The following is a 16,227-nucleotide window of genomic DNA, read 5'->3' on the forward strand; positions in this document are numbered from 1 at the left end:
ACCGTTTCTTTGCGACCGGAAAGGGCTCGGACCATGGCCAAACTGGCCAAACTGCTGCCGCTCGTTCGCGGATCCGGCCCCGAGGACCAGAGTCAGGCCAAGGTACTCGACGCCGCGCTCATGGCCTTCCTGGACTTCGGCATCAAACGCACCAGCATGGTGGAGGTCGCGCGGCGCGGCGGACTGTCCCTCGCCACGCTGTATCGCCGCTTCGCCGGCAAGAACGATCTGATCCAGGCCGTCGGCCTGCGGCAGGCGCGCCAGCTCGTCGACGAGATCGACGCCGCCGTGCAGGGGCCCATCGAACGCGACGCGAGCGCCGAGGAGCAGATCATCGCGCTGTTCGTCGCCTTCATCGAAGGGCTGCGCGGCAATCAGCTGCTGGGGCGGCTGCTCAAGACCGAACCCGAGATCGTGCTGCCCTACCTGACCGTGCAGGGCGCACCGGTCATCGAACTCGGCCGCGACTACCTCGCCGAGTTCATCGCCCGCCTGCAGGCGGAAGGCAAAGTGCCGCAATACGATCCGCTGCCGCTGGCCGAGATGATCGCCCGCGCCGCGCTCTCGCTGGCGCTGACCCCGCAGACCGTCATCCCGCTCGACGATCCGGTCGCACTGCGGCGGTTCGCCCGCGATCACGTCGTTCCCGGTTTCCGGATCCTCTGACCGGCAACGGTTTTCACACCAGGCGCAGGCCCAGCCTGCGGCGCAGGCGCATATCCGTCAGGTACAGGTTCAGCGGGAAGCTGCGTATCGGTGCGGGCGCCACCGACTCGACCGCGCCGATCGTCCGCAGCATGCGGGCCAGCAGCCGGTCCTGACGCGGCGTCCACGTCATGCCCATCTGGTCCCGAAGATGTTGCGGCAGTAGCCCGGTCACGAAGAAGCGGTGCACGCCGCCGAAGGCCAGCTGGAACGGGCGCGGCAGCATCTTCAGGTCGATGAGATCCTCGAAATATGCCTTGATCTTCGGGTCGATGCGCGTTTTGGCGAGGTTCTCCTCCCAATAGCGGTCGAAGGCGGCGCGATCCGCGGGCCACATATCCGGGCGCACCTGCAGCGTGGTGCCCATGCGGGCCGAGTGCTGGTAGAAGGCGTCGGCGTCGAACTCGTCCATCGGGCCGTGCATGCGCTCGTAGAGGTCCCGCGCACCCCAGTAGAGACAGGCTGCCACCCACAGCTGGAGTTTGGGGTCGAAGGCGTTGTACTTGACCGTGCTTCCGGCGCGCGAGCGGACGTGTTTGTGGACCGAGTCCACCGCCTCGCGATAGGCCGCCCGGTCGTCCTCGCTGCCCAGCAGTGAGACGGCCAGATAGGTCAGGGTGGTGCGCAGCCGCTTGATCGGATGGACCATGACATTCCCGGATTCCACGGGACTCTCCACCACGCCGTAGCCGACCGGCGGGTTGGAGAGCTGCATGATCACATTCGCCGCCGCGCCGAAGAAGCCGGCCGCGCCGTCGAGGTATTGCCGGACATCGACCTCCGGCGGGGAGGCTTCGAATTCGAACGGGTCGTGAAGCGGCCTGGTCATCGTTGACCACATCCTCTGGTGAGAAGGTTGTACAGAAACTTTCTTACCCACTCGGGTCGCCTGTCAACCGACTTGGCAAGTTCGCAAGCGATTCGTTGTCCACTCCGTGCCCGAACGAAGCCCACTCCGTGCCCGGAGGAAGTGGATCCCCTCCGGTAGCGTGGCGGCCGTGTCGCCGCTGTTGCTGAGTTCGCTGAATCCGGCCGCCATTGCCGCCGGGGACGATATCCCGAATGCCGTCACCATCGACGGGGAAACGCTGTCGCGCAGCGATCTGCTCGGCGCGGCCACCTCCGTCGCCGAACGTGTCGCCCAGGCGCGGCGGGTCGCGGTCCTGGCCGAACCGACCGTCACCACCGTGCTCGCGGTGGTCGGCTGCCTGCTGGCCGGGGTGACCGTGGTGCCGGTGCCGCCGGATGCGGGCAGCGCGGAACTGGCGCACATCCTGAAGGATTCGGGCGCGCAGGCCTGGCTGGGGAAGGCTCCGGAGGGTTCGGAGCTGCCGGTCATCCCGGTGCGCAAGCACGCGCGGTCGTGGCACCGCTATGCCGAACCGGCCGGGAAATCAACGGCTTTCATCCTCTACACCTCCGGCACCACGGGCCTGCCCAAGGGCGTCGTGCTCAGCCGCGACGCCATCGCCGCCGGACTGGACGCGTTGATCCAGGCATGGCAGTGGACCTACAAAGACGTTCTGGTGCACGGTCTTCCGCTGTTCCACGTGCACGGCCTGATCCTCGGCGTGCTGGGCCCGCTGCGGGTCGGCAGCCCGCTGATCCACACCGGTAAGCCGACCCCGAAGGCGTACGCCGACGCGCACGGCACCATGTATTTCGGAGTGCCGACGGTGTGGTCGCGAATTGCCGAAGAGCCTTCGGCCGCAAAGGAATTGGCGAAGGCTCGGATCCTGATCTCCGGCAGCGCGCCACTGCCCGTCCCGGTCTTCGAGCGGCTGGCCGAACTCACCGGTCACGCCCCGATCGAGCGCTACGGCATGAGCGAGACCATGATCACCCTCTCCACCCGCCCCGACGGCGAGCGCCGCCCCGGCTGGGTCGGCACCCCGGTCGCCGGGGTGGAGACCCGGCTGCGCGACGAGGCCGGTGATCCGGTGCCGCACGATGGGGAAAGCGTTGGCGGACTACAGGTTCGCGGCCCCATGCTGTTCGACGGCTACCTGGGCAAGCCCGAGGTGACCGCCGAGAACTTCACCGCCGACGGCTGGTTCAAGACCGGCGACGTGGCCGTCATCGACGCCGAGGGCTTCCATCGCATCGTGGGCCGGGAATCGGTGGACCTCATCAAATCCGGCGGCTACCGCATCGGCGCGGGCGAGATCGAGACCTCACTGCTCGGGCATCCGGCGGTGGCCGAGACCGCGGTCATCGGCGTGCCGGACGACGACCTGGGCCAGCGCATCGTGGCCTATGTCGTCCTGCGGGACGGCGCAGGCGAATCCATCGCCGATTCACTCATCGCCCATGTGGCGGGCGAACTCTCGGTGCACAAGCGCCCGCGCGAGGTCCGCGTGGTCGACTCACTCCCGCGCAATGCCATGGGCAAGGTCCAGAAGAAGCTGCTCGGCTGACTCCACCCCGAACTTGAACTGAAAATTGTTTTCATTATAGTGTGCCTCGACATGAGATGGTTGAGGGCACACCTGCTGGCGGTCGCCGCCGTCGCGCTGCCGCTGGCCGGATGCGAAGCGGAAGACCGCGACGAGCGCACGGGCTCGGCTCCGCACGGCTATGTCGAAGGCGCGGAGGAGACCGCGACGGAGCAGCCGCGACTCGTGGTGGCGGACAAGGAAACCGGCGCGGTCCGGGTGATCGATGCCGGAACCGGCCGGGTCACAGAGTTGGACGCGGTCCCGGGCGGCATCGAGCGGGTGCTGGGCGACGGTCGCTTCGCGTATCTGACCGGGCCGCGGGCGACGCGGGTGGTCGACAGCGGGGTGTGGACCGTCGATCACGGCGACCACGGACACCACTACAGTGCGGCCGTCCGAGAGATCGGGGACCTCGGGCACGGCGCGGTGAGCGCGGTATCGAGCGATTCGGTGGTGACTGCGGTCGGTGTCGACGACCGCACCGTGCTGTTGGACCGGGCCGCGCTGGTCGCGGGTGTCCTCACCGAACGCCAGGTGATCGATGGCATCGCCGTGCCGTACGAGGGGCAGTTGCTCGGGATTGGCGATTCCCGCGACTCACCGGTGGTGCGTAGCCGCGATGGACCCGTGATCACCACCCTCCCCGAAACCTGCTCGGCTCCGCGGGGACACGCGGTCACGCGCCGAGGAGTCGTATTCGGTTGCGCGGATGGAGCTTTGGTCATTTCCCGTGCGAGCGGATCGCTCGCCGCCACCCGTATTCCCTTCCCCCATCCGGTCGCCGACTCCGAGCGACCTACCGAATTCTTCTTCCGCCCGGGCGGTTCGACGCTCGTCGCGCCCGCCGGTGAACACGGCGTATGGACGCTCGATATCCGAGCCCGCGCCTGGACGTTCACGGAAACCGGGCCCGTCGCGGCCGCCAATGCCGCCGGTTCGGATGCCCCGCTGCTGGTACTCGGCCGGGACGGCCTACTGCGCGCCTTCGATCTCGCGACCGGCGCGGAAACCGCACGGGTCCAGCTGCTTTCACGCCCCATCCCCGAGCGGATCGCGCCGGTGATCCGGATGGACGCGAATCGCGCCTATCTCAACGACCCGGCGGGCAAGGCCGTCCACGAGATCGATTATCGCGACTCGCTGCGGCGCACACGGACATTCGACCTGGATATCGCACCCGACCACCTGGTCGAGACGGGGCGGTGAGAGCTGTGGAATCACGAAAGAGGGAGCAATACATGCGGATTCATGGGCGCGGAGTACTGGCCCTGTCCGGCGTCGGGGCGATCGCTGTGGCCCTGAGCGGTTGTGGTGGCGGTGCGTCGAGCACATCGGAGCGGCCCGCCATCGCCGAGCCGATCGCGGTCACCTATGACGGCGGCATTCTGCTGCTGGACGGCAAATCCCTCGCCCAGGGCGGCGAGGTGACGCTGGACGGCTTCAACCGGCTGAACCCCGCGGGCGACGATCGGCACGTCATGGTGTCCACCAAGACCGGCTTCCGGGTACTCGACGCCACGCGCGCCGAATTCACCGATATCGAATTCCCGGCCGCGAAGCCGGGACACGTCGTCCGTCATGGCGGGCGCACCGTGCTCTTCGACGACGGCACCGGCGAGGTGAGCGGTTTCGATCCGACGCGGCTCGACGCCGGAAAGCCCGAGACCCGGGTGTACCGGGCTCCGGAACCGCACCACGGAGTAGCCGTCGAGCTGACGAATGGGAACCTGCTCGTCACGGTGGGTACCGAGGAAAAGCGTTCCGGCATAGCGGTATTGGACAAGGATCGTAAGGAGATCGCCCGCAGCGAGAACTGCCCCGGCGTCCACGGCGAGAGTGTCGCCGTCCCCGAGGCTGTCGCATTCGGTTGCGAGGACGGGGTTCTCGTCTACCGCGACGGCGTCATCACCAAGGTGCAGAGCCCGACACCATACGGCCGCATCGGGAATCAATCCGGATCGGCGAACTCGCCGATCGTGCTCGGCGACTACAAGCAGGATCGGGACGCCGAACTCGAACGCCCGCATCAGGTTTCGCTGATCGACACCCGCACCGGCGGTCTACGACTGGTCGATCTCGGCACCAGCTACACCTTCCGCTCCCTCGGCCGGGGCCCACAGGGCGAGGCGCTGGTGCTCGGCACGGACGGCGGGCTGCGCGTGATCGATCCGGAGGCCGGGACGGTGCTGCGCACCATCGCGGTCACGGGCCGCTGGGAGGAACCGTTGCAGTGGCAGCAGCCCCGCCCGGCGCTGTTCGTGCGCGGCGGCAATGCTTATGTGTCGGATCCGGCCACCAAACAGCTGCACCGGATCGATCTGGCGACCGGCACGATCGCGGCAACAGTGACGCTGCCGGGCACGCCCAATGAGCTCAGTGGTGTTGTAGCGCACTAGATATTGACCTCGAGTGTGGTCGAGGTTCTACCGTCGAACCATGACCGCATCACTGTCACCCGCCCAGATCGAGTACCTGACCAGTCAGCGCTTGGGGCGGTTGGCCACCATCCGCCCCGATGGCTCGCCCCAGAACAATCCCGTCGGCTTCCGCTACAACGTGGCCCTGGGCACCATCGATATCGGCGGCCGGGATCTGGGCGCCAGTCAGAAGTTCCGCAATCTGGCCAAGGACGAGCGGGTCGCCTTCGTGGTGGACGACGTCAAGTCGGAGCAGCCGTGGGAGGTGCGGTGCCTCGAAATCCGAGGCACCGCACAGGCTCTGCGTGACGTCGAACCGTTCTATCCGGGGCTTTCGCCGGAACTCATCCGGATCACCCCGGAACGGGTCATCGCCTTCGGGATCTAGTCGTTGGCGTGGAGTGCCGCGTTCAGCTCGACGCCGGTGCCCTTGCGGGGCTTGACCTCGACCGCGCCGCTCACCGAGTTGCGGATGAACAGCAGGTTCGACTGGCCCGACAGCTCACCGGCCTTGATGACGGTGCCGTCCGGCCCGGTCACCTTGGTGCCCGCGGTGACGTAGAGCCCCGCCTCGACCACGCAGTCGTCGCCGAGCGAGATGCCCAGGCCCGAGTTCGCGCCCAGCAGGCAGCGCTCGCCCAGCGAGATGACCTGCTTGCCGCCGCCGGACAGGGTGCCCATGATGGACGCGCCGCCGCCGACATCGGAGCCGTCGCCGACCACGACACCGGCCGAGATGCGGCCCTCCACCATGGAATTGCCGAGCGTGCCGGCATTGAAGTTCACGAAGCCCTCGTGCATGACCGTGGTGCCCGAGGCCAGGTGCGCGCCCAGGCGCACGCGGTCGGCGTCGGCGATGCGGACACCCGACGGCAGCACGTAGTCGACCATGCGGGGGAACTTGTCCACGCCGTAGACGGTGACCGGGCCGCGGGCGCGCAGCTTCAGGCGGGTCAGCTCGAACTCCTCGAGCGAGCACGGGCCGTAGTTGGTCCAGACGACATTGGCGAGCAGACCGAACTGGCCGTCCAGGTTCGCGCCGTGCGGGCGGATCAGACGGTGCGAGAGCAGATGCAGGCGCAGATACACGTCGTGCGTGTCGACGGGCGCGGCGGACAGGTCGGCGATGGTGGTACGGACCACGACCACCTCGACCCGGCGGGCCTCGTCCGGACCGGCGGCGTCGGCGAACTTGGCGTATTCGGTGTCGGAGGGGTCCAGCCGCTTGGTGCCGGTATCGCTGAATTCACCAAGCTCGGGGTAGGGATACCAGGTGTCGAGCACCGTCCCGTTCGCGGTGATGGTGGCGAGGCCGACTGCTGATGCTCCCTGAGTACTCACGGCCCTACACGTTACCGGGCTGTGAATTCGTACCCCACACGGTGCCGATTTGTGCCAACGCAACCACCGAGCGAAGAGCGGAGGTCATTCCTCCTTTAGGGTGGATCAAGTGACCACCATCGATCTGAGTGCCGACCCCATATCACTCACCGCCGCGCTCGTGGACATCCCGAGCGTGTCGAAGGACGAGAAGGTCATCGCGGACATCGTCGAGAAGGCGCTGCGTGAGCAGACCACCGGGTTCGAAATCCTGCGGCACGGGAACACCGTGCTGGCGCGCACCCATCGCGGCCTGCCCACCCGGGTGATCCTGGCCGGGCACCTGGACACCGTGCCCATCGCCGACAATGTGCCCAGCCATTTCGAGACCACCGCGGACGGCGAACGGCAGCTGTGGGGTTGCGGCACCGTCGACATGAAGTCCGGCGACGCGGTCTTCCTGAACCTGGCCGCCACCGTGGCCGACCCGGTCCACGATCTGACGCTCATCTTCTACGACTGCGAGGAGATCGCGGCCGAGTTCAACGGCCTCGGCCGCATCGAACGCGAACTGCCCGAATGGCTCGAGGGCGACCTCGCCATTCTCGGCGAGCCGTCCGGCGGCTGGATCGAGGCGGGCTGCCAGGGCACCCTGCGGGTGCGCCTGACCACCTCGGGCGTGCGCGCGCACACCGCGCGAGCCTGGCTGGGGGACAACGCGATTCACCGGCTGGCCCCGATCCTGGAGCGGCTGGCCGGATATCAGGCGCGCGAGGTCGAGATCGACGGCTGCACCTACCGCGAGGGCCTCTCGGCGGTCCGCGTCGAGGGCGGCGTGGCGGGCAATGTGGTGCCCGACGTGGCCACCGTGGACGTGAACTTCCGTTTCGCCCCCGACCGCACCCTGGATCAGGCCACCGAGCACGTGCGCGAGGTATTCGCCGGTCTGGACCTGGATTTCGAGCGCACCGACGGCGCGCCCGGGGCCCTGCCGGGGCTGTCCAATCCGGCCGCCAAGGACCTCATCGAGATCGTGCACGCGCACGGCAGCGGCGGCGTCCGCGCCAAGTACGGCTGGACCGATGTCTCGCGATTCGCCGCGCGCGGCATCCCGGCCGTCAACTTCGGCCCGGGCGACCCCAATCTCGCGCACAAGCGCGACGAGCACCTGCCGGTCGATCAGATCACCCAGGTCACGTCGATGCTGCGCGGTTACCTGACCGGAGCCAAAGACTGATCGGTTGTTCAACACCTCGCCGGTCGAGCGACCGACGTGGGTAACCGGCTCCCTGTACGGTTGGCTGCATGTCTGCTGACGCTGATTTCGAGGGTGCGCGTTCGCCGAAGACGCCACGGTTCCGGGGCCCGATAATGCTGCGGCGGGATCGCAAGAAGGGGATCGGGACCACCGACAAGCACCTGCTGGACGAACGCGGCCCCGCCGACTGGGTGCACACCGATCCGTGGCGCGTATTGCGCATTCAGGCCGAATTCGTCGAGGGCTTCGGCGCTTTGGCGGAGGTGCCGCGCGCGGTGTCGGTCTTCGGTTCGGCCCGCACGCCCGCCGACTCGGCCGAGTACCACGCCGGGATGGCCATCGGAAGCGCCTTGGCCCGTGCGGGTTTCGCGGTGATCACCGGTGGCGGCCCGGGCGCCATGGAGGCGGCCAACCGGGGTGCTTCCGAGGCGGGCGGCTATTCCATCGGGCTCGGCATCGAGCTGCCGTTCGAGCAGCACCTCAACGAATGGGTCGATCTCGGCATCAACTTCCGGTACTTCTTCGCGCGCAAGACCATGTTCGTGAAGTACTCCCAGGCCTTCGTCTGCATGCCGGGTGGTTTCGGCACCCTCGACGAACTCTTCGAGGCGCTGACCCTGGTGCAGACCCACAAGATCACCCGCTTCCCGATCATCCTGTTCGGCACCAAATACTGGGCGGGACTGGTGGATTGGATCCGCGACTCGCTGCTCGGCTCGGCCAAGATCGCGCCGGGCGATATGGGCCTGCTGCACGTCACCGACAGCGTGGACGAGGTGGTGCGGATCGTCACCGAGGCGGCGCGGGCGCGTCAGGAGCAGGATGACGACGGCGTGGTGGAGGACCAGTGGTGAGCGAACCGTATGCGGTCTGCGTGTATTGCTCTGCCTCCGTGGAGGATCCGCGGGCGCTGGAGCTGGCCGAGCGAGTCGGGGCCGAAATCGGCCGCCGCGGTTGGCAATTGGTGTCCGGCGGCGGCAATGTGTCCATGATGGGCGCGGTCGCGCGGGCCGCGCGGGCAGCCGGGGCGAAGACCACCGGCGTCATCCCCAAGAAGCTGGTGCACCGCGAGGTCGCCGACACCGACGCCGACGAGCTGATCGTCACCGACACCATGCGCGAGCGCAAGCAGATCATGGACGACCGCGCCGACGCCTTCCTCACCCTGCCCGGCGGCATCGGCACCCTCGAGGAGCTCTTCGAGACCTGGACGGGTGCATACCTGGGTGTGCACGAGAAGCCGGTGGTCATCCTCGATCCGCAGGACCACTACGCGGGCCTGTTCGCCTGGATCGAGGAGCTGGGCCGGCGGGGGTACGCGGGCCGGGAGGCGATCGACAAGGCGGTCGTGACCGCGGATTTCGACACCGCTTTCGCTGCCCTACGGCCGAGTTTCTGAGCGAAACCAGTCGGTTTCACTCGACATTGTCGGGCAAATCGGTAAGGGTGGGTGTGAGCGTGAGCACAGCCTGGTGAGGAGCCCGACGAAGTGAATACCGATGCCCGTTCGACGGTGAGTCTGATGGATCTGGCCCGCAGCTTGCCGGGCATGGCGACGCAGGCCCCGGGCATGCTCCGCAATGCCGTGCACATGCTGGTGAAATCCGGCGACAAGGCCTCCATCGGACTGTTCTTCCAGCGCGGCGCGGCCAAACACCCGGACCGGCCTTTCCTGCGCTTCGAGGGCCGCGAATACACCTGGGGCGAGGCCAACGCCGAGGTCAACCGGTACGCCAATGTGCTTGCCGCGCACGGGGTGCGGCGCGGCGATGTGGTCGGCATCCTGATGGCCAACCGGCCCGAGGCGCTGTTCACCGTGCTCGCCACCGTGAAACTCGGTGCGACGGCGGGCCTGCTCAACCACAATCAGCGAGATGTGGTGCTGCAGCACAGCTTCGGGCTGCTGAACTCGGTGCTCGACGTGATCGGCGAGGAATCCGCCGACGCCCTCGAGACGCTGGCCGACCCCCGGCCCAACCTGCTCTGGTCCGAGCAGCTGGCTACCCGGGCCAAGATCATGGACGCCGCGAATCCCGCTGTGACCGAACAGATCACGGCGAAGGAGCGCGCCTACCTGATCTTCACCTCGGGCACCACCGGCCTGCCCAAGGCCAGCGTCATGACCCATCTGCGCTGGACCAAGTCCATGGCGGGCATCGGCGGGCTCGGCGTCCGGCTGACCGGCAAGGACACCCTCTACTGCTGTCTGCCGCTGTACCACAACAACGCCCTGACCGTGGCGCTGTCCTCGGTCATCGCCGGCGGCGCGACCTTCGCACTGGGGCGCAAGTTCTCGGCCACCCGCTTCTGGGACGAGGCCATCGAGAACCGGGCCACCGCGTTCATCTACATCGGCGAGCTGTGCCGCTACCTGCTCAACCAGCCGCCCCGGCGCACCGACCGGGCGCACACCGTCCGGCTCTGCGTCGGCAACGGCCTGCGGCCCGAGCTCTGGGACGAGTTCCAGCAGCGCTTCGGCATCGAGCGGATCGTCGAATTCTATGGCGCCAGTGAGGGAAACGTCGCCTTTATCAACGCCTTCAGCGTCGACAAGACCGCCGGTTTCACCCCGCTGCCCTTCGCCATCGTGGAGTACGACGACGCCACCGGCAAGGCGCTGCGGCATCCGGACGGACGCCTGCGCCGGGTCGGGAAGGGCGGGGTCGGCCTGCTGCTGGCCAAGGTCACCAAGAGCTCCCCGTTCGACGGCTACACCGACGCCGACGCCACCGAATCCAAGCTCGTGCGTGACGGTTTCAAGGACGGCGACTGCTGGTTCGACACCGGCGACCTGGTCCGCGATCAGGGCTTCGGCCACATCGCCTTCGTCGACCGCCTCGGCGACACCTTCCGCTGGAAGGGTGAGAACGTGGCCACCACCGAGGTCGAGGGCGCCTTCGACGGCATCGACTTCCTCACGCAGGCGGTCGTTTTCGGCGTCGACATCCCCGGCGCGGACGGCAAGGCGGGCATGGCCGCGGTGACCCTGCACGAGGGCGCGGCCTTCGACGGCAAGGTGGCCGCCAAGGCCCTCTACGACCGTCTCCCGTCCTACGCCGTCCCGCTGTTCATCCGCGTGGTGCCCGAACTGGAGCAGACCTCGACCTTCAAGAGTCGCAAGGTGGAGCTGCGCAAGGAGGGCTTCGACGCCGAGGACAAGAGCGGCCTCTACGTCCTGGCGGGCCGAACCGACGGCTACGTGCCCTTTTATGCCGACTACCCGGCCGAGGTAGCCGCGGGTCGCGCCCCCGTCAACTAGGTCGTCTGCCCAGCTGTGTAGGTCGGCTGCCCAGCAGTGCTGGGACAGGGCTCGGTACAGTCGAGGGCATGTGTGCGCCGTTGCCGACATTGTGCGGGAAGCCGGTGGCGACGGATCGGGCGCTTGTCATGGCGATTGTGAACCGGACGCCGGATTCCTTTTATGACCGGGGCGCGACGTTCACCGACGAAGCCGCCATGAACGCCGTGGACCGGGCCGTGGCCGAGGGCGCGGATCTGGTCGATATCGGCGGGGTGAAGGCCGGGCCGGGCTCGGAGGTGGATGCCGCCGAGGAGGCCCGGCGGGTGGTGCCGTTCGTGGCGGCCATCCGCGAGCGCCATCCGGATCTGCTCATCAGCATCGACACCTGGCGGGCCGAGGTGGCGCGGGCCGCGGTCGCCGCGGGCGCGGATCTGATCAACGACACCTGGGCCGGAGCGGATCCCGAGCTAGTGAGCGTGGCTGCCGATCTGGGCGTAGGAATCGTGTGCTCGCACACCGGGGGTGCGATTCCGAGGACCCGCCCGCACCGCGTCCGGTACGCCGATGTGGTGGCTCAGGTCACAGACACGGTGGTGGCCGCCGCCGAAAATGCTGCGGCGGCAGGGGTGGCCAAGGACTCGATTTTGATCGACCCGACCCATGATTTCGGCAAAAACACCTATCACGGGCTCGAATTGTTGCGTGCGATAGACGTTCTTGTGAAAACCGGATGGCCCGTCTTGATGGCGCTGAGTAATAAGGATTTCATCGGAGAGACTCTTGGTGTCGAGCTGTCCGAGCGATTGGAGGGCACATTGGCAGCGACTGCTTGGTCGGCCGCCGCGGGTGCTCGCGTCTTCCGAGTGCACGAGGTGGCCCAGACGCGCCGGGTGGTGGACATGATCGCCGCCATCCAGGGTCTCCGCCCACCCGCCCGTACCCTGCGAGGTCTCGCATGAAAACAGACTGGGTGAACACCAACACCTTCGATCGCCCCGAATGGACCGTCGAGGAACTGATCGCGGCCAAGGGTGACCGCACGGTTTCCGTGGTGCTTCCGGCCCTCAACGAGGAATCCACGGTCGCCGCCGTGGTGGCCAGCATCCGGCCCCTGCTCGGCACGCTGGTGGACGAACTCGTCGTCCTGGACTCCGGGTCCACCGACGCCACCGCCGCCCGCGCACGGGCCGCCGGAGCCGACGTGGTGACCCGCGAACAGGCCGTCCCCGAACTCGAACCCGTACCCGGCAAGGGCGAATGCCTGTGGCGTTCGCTGGCCGTCACCACCGGCGACATCATCGCCTTCGTGGACTCCGACCTCATCGACCCGGACCCGAACTTCGTCCCGAAGCTGCTGGGCCCGCTGCTGACCGTGGACGGCATGCACCTGGTCAAGGCCTACTACCGCCGCCCGCTGCGCACCGGCGAGGCGGTCGAGCACCACGGCGGCGGCCGCGTCACCGAACTGGTGGCCCGCCCGCTGCTGGCCGCGCTGCGGCCCGAACTCTCGAATGTGCTGCAGCCCTTGGGCGGTGAGTACGCGGGCACCCGGGAACTGCTCACCTCGGTGCCCTTCGCCCCGGGCTACGGCGTCGAAATCGGGCTGCTGCTCGACACTTACGACCTGCTGGGGCTGTCCAGCATCGGCCAGGTCAATCTCGGCGTCCGCCAGCACCGCAACCGGCCGCTGGCCGACCTCGGGGTCATGAGCCGCCAGATCCTGGGCACGGTCCTGGGCCGCAGCGGAATTCAGGACTCCGGCGCGGCGCTGACCCAGTTCCCGCTGGTGGCAGGCGAATTCATCGCGCACGCCACGGAGGTGTCGCTGGCCGACCGGCCGCCCATGAACACCCTGCGCCCCGAGGAGGCCGCTGCCTGAGGCGTTTTCGCCTCAGCGGTCGTGCCGGTAGATGGGCGTGAGCAGATCCGCCTCGATCGGCTCGCCCGTCGACCGGTCGTAGCGCACGCCCACCACCGCCGAGAACGGGTGCGTGCCCGCGCGCTCGTGCAGGGTGGCGAGCCGGGTCGCCAGCAGCCGGATCGCGCCCAGCGAGGCGGGCGGGTGCAGCCCGTCGATGACCAGCACACTGCCCTTGCCGTCGGGGCGGGGGAGCCGGGCCAGATAGGCGATGTCGTAGGGCTCGGTGCCGCCCGGCCGGTAGACGCGGCGGGCGGCCCGGTCCTCGATACCGCGCCGCACCCGGCCCGCGCGCGCCACCGTGCGGCGCAGCCGGGGATCGGCGGCCACCAGATAGCGCAGGCTGGGCGACAATTCGGGCCCGCCGAGCACGATCAGCCCGTCTCGGTCCAGGTCCAGCGGGCGGCCCGGTAGGAACCGCTGCACGGTGGCGGTGAAGCCCAGTTCACGCAGCAGCTCCACGAGCCGATGGGGCGCGGCGGCGTCCGGCGCGCCCACCAGGGCGATGGCACGCGTCGTGCTGCGCACGTCCGGGGTGAGGATCGTCAGCGGGCCGTGACCGAAGAACAAGCCCTCCGGTACCGGGCCCTGGGTGCTGACCTGATGGATGCGCGCGCGGGAAAGTCCCGCGGCCGCACCGATTCTCGCGAACGTCCAGCCCTCGGCGTGCAGTTCGCGGATGACGGCGCGGCGGATGCGAGTCAGCTCATTGATCTGCTGCTGCGCAGCGGCCACGCCTTCGGTGGCGGCTTTCAGGCGTTCGACCTTGTCCTCGATCGCGAATACCCGTGCCACCTCGTCGGCCGACATGTGCGCAGTCTAGATAGCTGGACAGCATCATGCGTCAAGTCCGCTCGACAGAAGTGATCTCAGGTGGCGTCCGGGTCGACCGGCGGACGTTCGTTGCGCTCCAGCGGTTTCTGTTCCTTGGCCATCGAAATCGGGCCGGATCCCGTATTGGTGGAACCGTTTCCGCTGTTCGGGGCGCTGACCGGCTTGTCGAAATTGGTCAGGTCATTGAAGCTGTTCAAGATGGAATCATCGCCGTCGAGCAGGTGCTTGGTGACCATCGACCGCGGATTCATACTGCGCAGTTCGTTCAACTGCTCCAACGGTTTCCGGATCTCGTCGAATTCCGGACCCAGTTCATTGCGCAATTGCTGGGTCGCGCCGGTGGCGTAATCCCGCGCCTGTTTCAGGGCGTGGGCGGTCCAGCGAACGGCACCGGGCAAACGCTCGGGTCCGAGAATCACGAGGGCGGCGACGAGGAGAATGAGCATCTCGCCCCAGCCGATATTGCTGAACACGGATACAGGCTACCTTTGTCCGTTTACGGCGTTTTCGTCGCCGCACCTGCGATTCATCACTACGGCTTCTTGTCGGTGCCCAGCGTGACCGGCACGTCCACCTCGCGGCCGTCGCGGATCAGGCGCACGGTCACCGTCTGCCCGATCTCGTAGGACTGCACCGCCACCGTGAGCTCCTCCGGCCCGGACACATCGCGGTCGCCGACCTTCACGATCACATCGCCCTCGACGATGCCCGCCTGCGCGGCCGGGCCGCCGGCCTGCACATCGGCCACCGCCGCGCCGCTCATCACGTCATTGGCGACGATCTTGGTCTTGGCGCTCACGCCCAGTACCGGGTGGTGCACCTCGCCGTCGCGGATGAGCACCTGCGAGATCCGCTTGACCTGATCCACCGGAATCGCGAAGCCCAGACCCACCGAACCGCCGCTCTCGGACTTGATGGCCGAGTTGATGCCGATCAGCCGGCCCTGCATATCCACCAGCGCGCCACCGGAATTGCCGTGGTTGATGGCGGCGTCGGTCTGCACGGCGTCCAGGGTGGCATCGGTGTCGGTGCCCTCGCCGCCGACCTTCACCGGCCGGTGCAGCGCCGACACGATGCCGGAGGTGACCGTCTTCTCCAGTCCCAGTGGCGAACCCAGCGCCAGCACGTCGTCGCCGACCTGCACGTCCTTGGAGTTGCCGAGCTGGATCACCGACAGGTTCTTCACATCGACCTTGAGCACCGCGAGGTCGGACTTGGTGTCGCGGCCCACGATCCGGGTCGGCACCTTGCTGCCGTCGGAGAACACCACGTCCAGCTTGGCCTTGCCCGATTTGTCGTTGGCGGCCAGCGAGATCACGTGATTGTTGGTGACGATGTAGCCCGCCCCGTCGATCACCACGCCCGAACCCGTGGACCCGGTGTCGCCCAGCCAGGCGCGCACGGTGACCACCGCCGGCATGACGGCATTGACCACCTTGGTGATCTGGTTGTGCGCCTCGTTGCCCGCGGGCGCGGACTGCAGCGACACCTTGCGGGAGGTGAGCGCGGAGGCCGACGAGCCGGTGAACGCCCCGACGAATCCGCCCAGCAGCCCGATCAAGGCCGCGATGACCGCCAGCAGCGTCAGCGCCGTCCACGACACCCGCCCGCCGAAGAGCACCTCGCGCGCACCCAGCTTGGGACCGACGACCAGCGGCTGCGGCCGGGCCTGCGCCACGGCCGGAGTGCCCAGGCGCGCGGCCGAATTCGGGTCGCGCCAGGGATCGGCGGGTGCGGGGGCGGCGCCGTTCTCGCTGCGCGCCTCCGGATCCCGTTGCAGCAGTTCGGTCGAGCCCTGGGGGCGGCCGAACGCCTCGGCCAGCACGGCGTCCGGCGGGCGGTTCTGGATCTCGGGCGTTCCCGGCGCGGCGGCGGCCGCGGCGGCAGCGGTGCGCGCGGCGAAGGAGCCCTGCTGACCATTGGGGCGGCGGAAGGCGTGTGCGGTGTGGTTGTCGACATGCGGTCGCAGGACCGGGCGCGGTCCCAGCACCGGTGCGTCCGACGGCCTCAGGTTCCCCCGATCGGCCGCCGAATCGGATTCCCCTGACAGCGGTGAATTCGCCGCGGGCCCGCCGTCTTCGGCAGGGCCCGTGTTC

16 protein-coding genes are annotated in these 16,227 nt (G+C 68.1%); 11 read left to right on the plus strand and 5 right to left on the minus strand.

All coding sequences use genetic code 11. The features are described from left to right. Nucleotides 1–33 precede the first annotated feature (33 nt). On the plus strand, nt 34–666 hold the full coding sequence (locus tag ACAM49_RS11005; RefSeq protein ID WP_369635358.1) for a TetR/AcrR family transcriptional regulator: 633 nt from the start codon (nt 34–36) through the stop codon (nt 664–666). Between the two features lie 13 nt (nt 667–679). On the opposite strand, the gene ACAM49_RS11010 is transcribed toward ACAM49_RS11005, so the two are convergent. Next, nucleotides 680–1,534, minus strand: a complete 855-nt coding sequence (locus tag ACAM49_RS11010; protein ID WP_369635359.1) for an oxygenase MpaB family protein — start codon at nt 1,532–1,534, stop codon at nt 680–682. Between the two features lie 178 nt (nt 1,535–1,712). On the opposite strand from ACAM49_RS11010, the gene ACAM49_RS11015 reads away from it, so the two are divergent. The 4 genes from ACAM49_RS11015 to ACAM49_RS11030 are packed head-to-tail and all read left to right on the plus strand — an operon-like array spanning nt 1,713 to nt 5,948. Then, nucleotides 1,713–3,122 (plus strand): acyl-CoA synthetase, encoded by a 1,410-nt coding sequence (locus tag ACAM49_RS11015; protein WP_369635385.1) that lies wholly within the window; start codon nt 1,713–1,715, stop codon nt 3,120–3,122. Between the two features lie 51 nt (nt 3,123–3,173). Then, nucleotides 3,174–4,349: a hypothetical protein gene (locus ACAM49_RS11020; RefSeq protein WP_369635360.1), complete on the plus strand. Its 1,176-nt coding sequence runs from the start codon at nt 3,174–3,176 to the stop codon at nt 4,347–4,349. A gap of 32 nt (nt 4,350–4,381) precedes the next feature. Then, complete coding sequence (gene aztD / locus ACAM49_RS11025) at nt 4,382–5,539, plus strand: zinc metallochaperone AztD (RefSeq protein ID WP_369635361.1); 1,158 nt, start codon at nt 4,382–4,384, stop codon at nt 5,537–5,539. A gap of 40 nt (nt 5,540–5,579) precedes the next feature. Continuing rightward, nucleotides 5,580–5,948 (plus strand): PPOX class F420-dependent oxidoreductase, encoded by a 369-nt coding sequence (locus tag ACAM49_RS11030; protein ID WP_369635362.1) that lies wholly within the window; start codon nt 5,580–5,582, stop codon nt 5,946–5,948. Here the strand turns inward: ACAM49_RS11030 and dapD are convergent. Continuing rightward, nucleotides 5,945–6,901, minus strand: coding sequence for a 2,3,4,5-tetrahydropyridine-2,6-dicarboxylate N-succinyltransferase (dapD, locus tag ACAM49_RS11035; protein WP_369635363.1), 957 nt, complete (start codon nt 6,899–6,901; stop codon nt 5,945–5,947). The two genes, ACAM49_RS11030 and dapD, sit on opposite strands and share 4 nt — an antisense overlap. A 109-nt stretch (nt 6,902–7,010) precedes the next feature. Between dapD and dapE the strand changes: the two genes are divergently transcribed. From dapE to ACAM49_RS11065, 6 genes are all read left to right on the plus strand, one after another. Then, nucleotides 7,011–8,117, plus strand: coding sequence for a succinyl-diaminopimelate desuccinylase (gene dapE, locus ACAM49_RS11040; protein ID WP_369635364.1), 1,107 nt, complete (start codon nt 7,011–7,013; stop codon nt 8,115–8,117). A 68-nt stretch (nt 8,118–8,185) separates the two neighbouring features. After that, nucleotides 8,186–8,992 carry a TIGR00730 family Rossman fold protein gene (locus tag ACAM49_RS11045; protein ID WP_369635365.1) on the plus strand — a complete coding sequence of 269 codons (807 nt, stop codon included), beginning with the start codon at nt 8,186–8,188 and terminating at the stop codon, nt 8,990–8,992. Continuing rightward, nucleotides 8,986–9,537, plus strand: coding sequence for a TIGR00730 family Rossman fold protein (locus tag ACAM49_RS11050; protein WP_369635366.1), 552 nt, complete (start codon nt 8,986–8,988; stop codon nt 9,535–9,537). The genes ACAM49_RS11045 and ACAM49_RS11050 overlap by 7 nt, the downstream gene beginning before the upstream one ends. A 90-nt stretch (nt 9,538–9,627) precedes the next feature. Then, nucleotides 9,628–11,397, plus strand: a complete 1,770-nt coding sequence (locus tag ACAM49_RS11055) for a long-chain-acyl-CoA synthetase (RefSeq protein ID WP_369635367.1) — start codon at nt 9,628–9,630, stop codon at nt 11,395–11,397. A gap of 68 nt (nt 11,398–11,465) precedes the next feature. After that, a complete protein-coding gene (gene folP, locus ACAM49_RS11060) occupies nt 11,466–12,338 on the plus strand; it encodes a dihydropteroate synthase (RefSeq protein ID WP_369635368.1) in 873 nt (290 codons plus the stop codon). Next, nucleotides 12,335–13,258: a glucosyl-3-phosphoglycerate synthase gene (locus tag ACAM49_RS11065; protein WP_369635369.1), complete on the plus strand. Its 924-nt coding sequence runs from the start codon at nt 12,335–12,337 to the stop codon at nt 13,256–13,258. Before folP ends, ACAM49_RS11065 begins: the two co-directional genes overlap by 4 nt. A 12-nt stretch (nt 13,259–13,270) precedes the next feature. On the opposite strand, the gene ACAM49_RS11070 is transcribed toward ACAM49_RS11065, so the two are convergent. From ACAM49_RS11070 to ACAM49_RS11080, 3 genes are read right to left on the minus strand one after another with little or no spacing between them, the layout of a single operon-like run. Next, on the minus strand, nt 13,271–14,107 hold the full coding sequence (locus tag ACAM49_RS11070; protein ID WP_369635370.1) for a hypothetical protein: 837 nt from the start codon (nt 14,105–14,107) through the stop codon (nt 13,271–13,273). A 59-nt stretch (nt 14,108–14,166) separates the two neighbouring features. After that, nucleotides 14,167–14,604 carry a Sec-independent protein translocase protein TatB gene (tatB, locus tag ACAM49_RS11075; RefSeq protein WP_369635371.1) on the minus strand — a complete coding sequence of 146 codons (438 nt, stop codon included), beginning with the start codon at nt 14,602–14,604 and terminating at the stop codon, nt 14,167–14,169. Between the two features lie 59 nt (nt 14,605–14,663). Next, nucleotides 14,664–16,181, minus strand: a complete 1,518-nt coding sequence (locus ACAM49_RS11080; protein WP_369635386.1) for a S1C family serine protease — start codon at nt 16,179–16,181, stop codon at nt 14,664–14,666. Between the last annotated feature and the right edge of the window lie 46 nt (nt 16,182–16,227).

Source organism: Nocardia sp. JMUB6875 (genome assembly GCF_041154655.1).
GTDB lineage: Bacteria > Actinomycetota > Actinomycetes > Mycobacteriales > Mycobacteriaceae > Nocardia.

Excerpts from the sequence above, each read along its gene's own strand:
- ACAM49_RS11005 (WP_369635358.1), top strand. The coding sequence starts at position 34 with ATGGCCAAACTGGCCAAACTGCTGCCGCTCGTTCGCGGATCCGGCCCC.
- ACAM49_RS11010 (WP_369635359.1), bottom strand. The coding sequence starts at position 1,534 with ATGACCAGGCCGCTTCACGACCCGTTCGAATTCGAAGCCTCCCCGCCG.
- ACAM49_RS11020 (WP_369635360.1), top strand. The coding sequence starts at position 3,174 with ATGAGATGGTTGAGGGCACACCTGCTGGCGGTCGCCGCCGTCGCGCTG.
- aztD (WP_369635361.1), top strand. The coding sequence starts at position 4,382 with ATGCGGATTCATGGGCGCGGAGTACTGGCCCTGTCCGGCGTCGGGGCG.
- ACAM49_RS11030 (WP_369635362.1), top strand. The coding sequence starts at position 5,580 with ATGACCGCATCACTGTCACCCGCCCAGATCGAGTACCTGACCAGTCAG.
- ACAM49_RS11045 (WP_369635365.1), top strand. The coding sequence starts at position 8,186 with ATGTCTGCTGACGCTGATTTCGAGGGTGCGCGTTCGCCGAAGACGCCA.
- folP (WP_369635368.1), top strand. The coding sequence starts at position 11,466 with ATGTGTGCGCCGTTGCCGACATTGTGCGGGAAGCCGGTGGCGACGGAT.
- ACAM49_RS11065 (WP_369635369.1), top strand. The coding sequence starts at position 12,335 with ATGAAAACAGACTGGGTGAACACCAACACCTTCGATCGCCCCGAATGG.
- ACAM49_RS11070 (WP_369635370.1), bottom strand. The coding sequence starts at position 14,107 with ATGTCGGCCGACGAGGTGGCACGGGTATTCGCGATCGAGGACAAGGTC.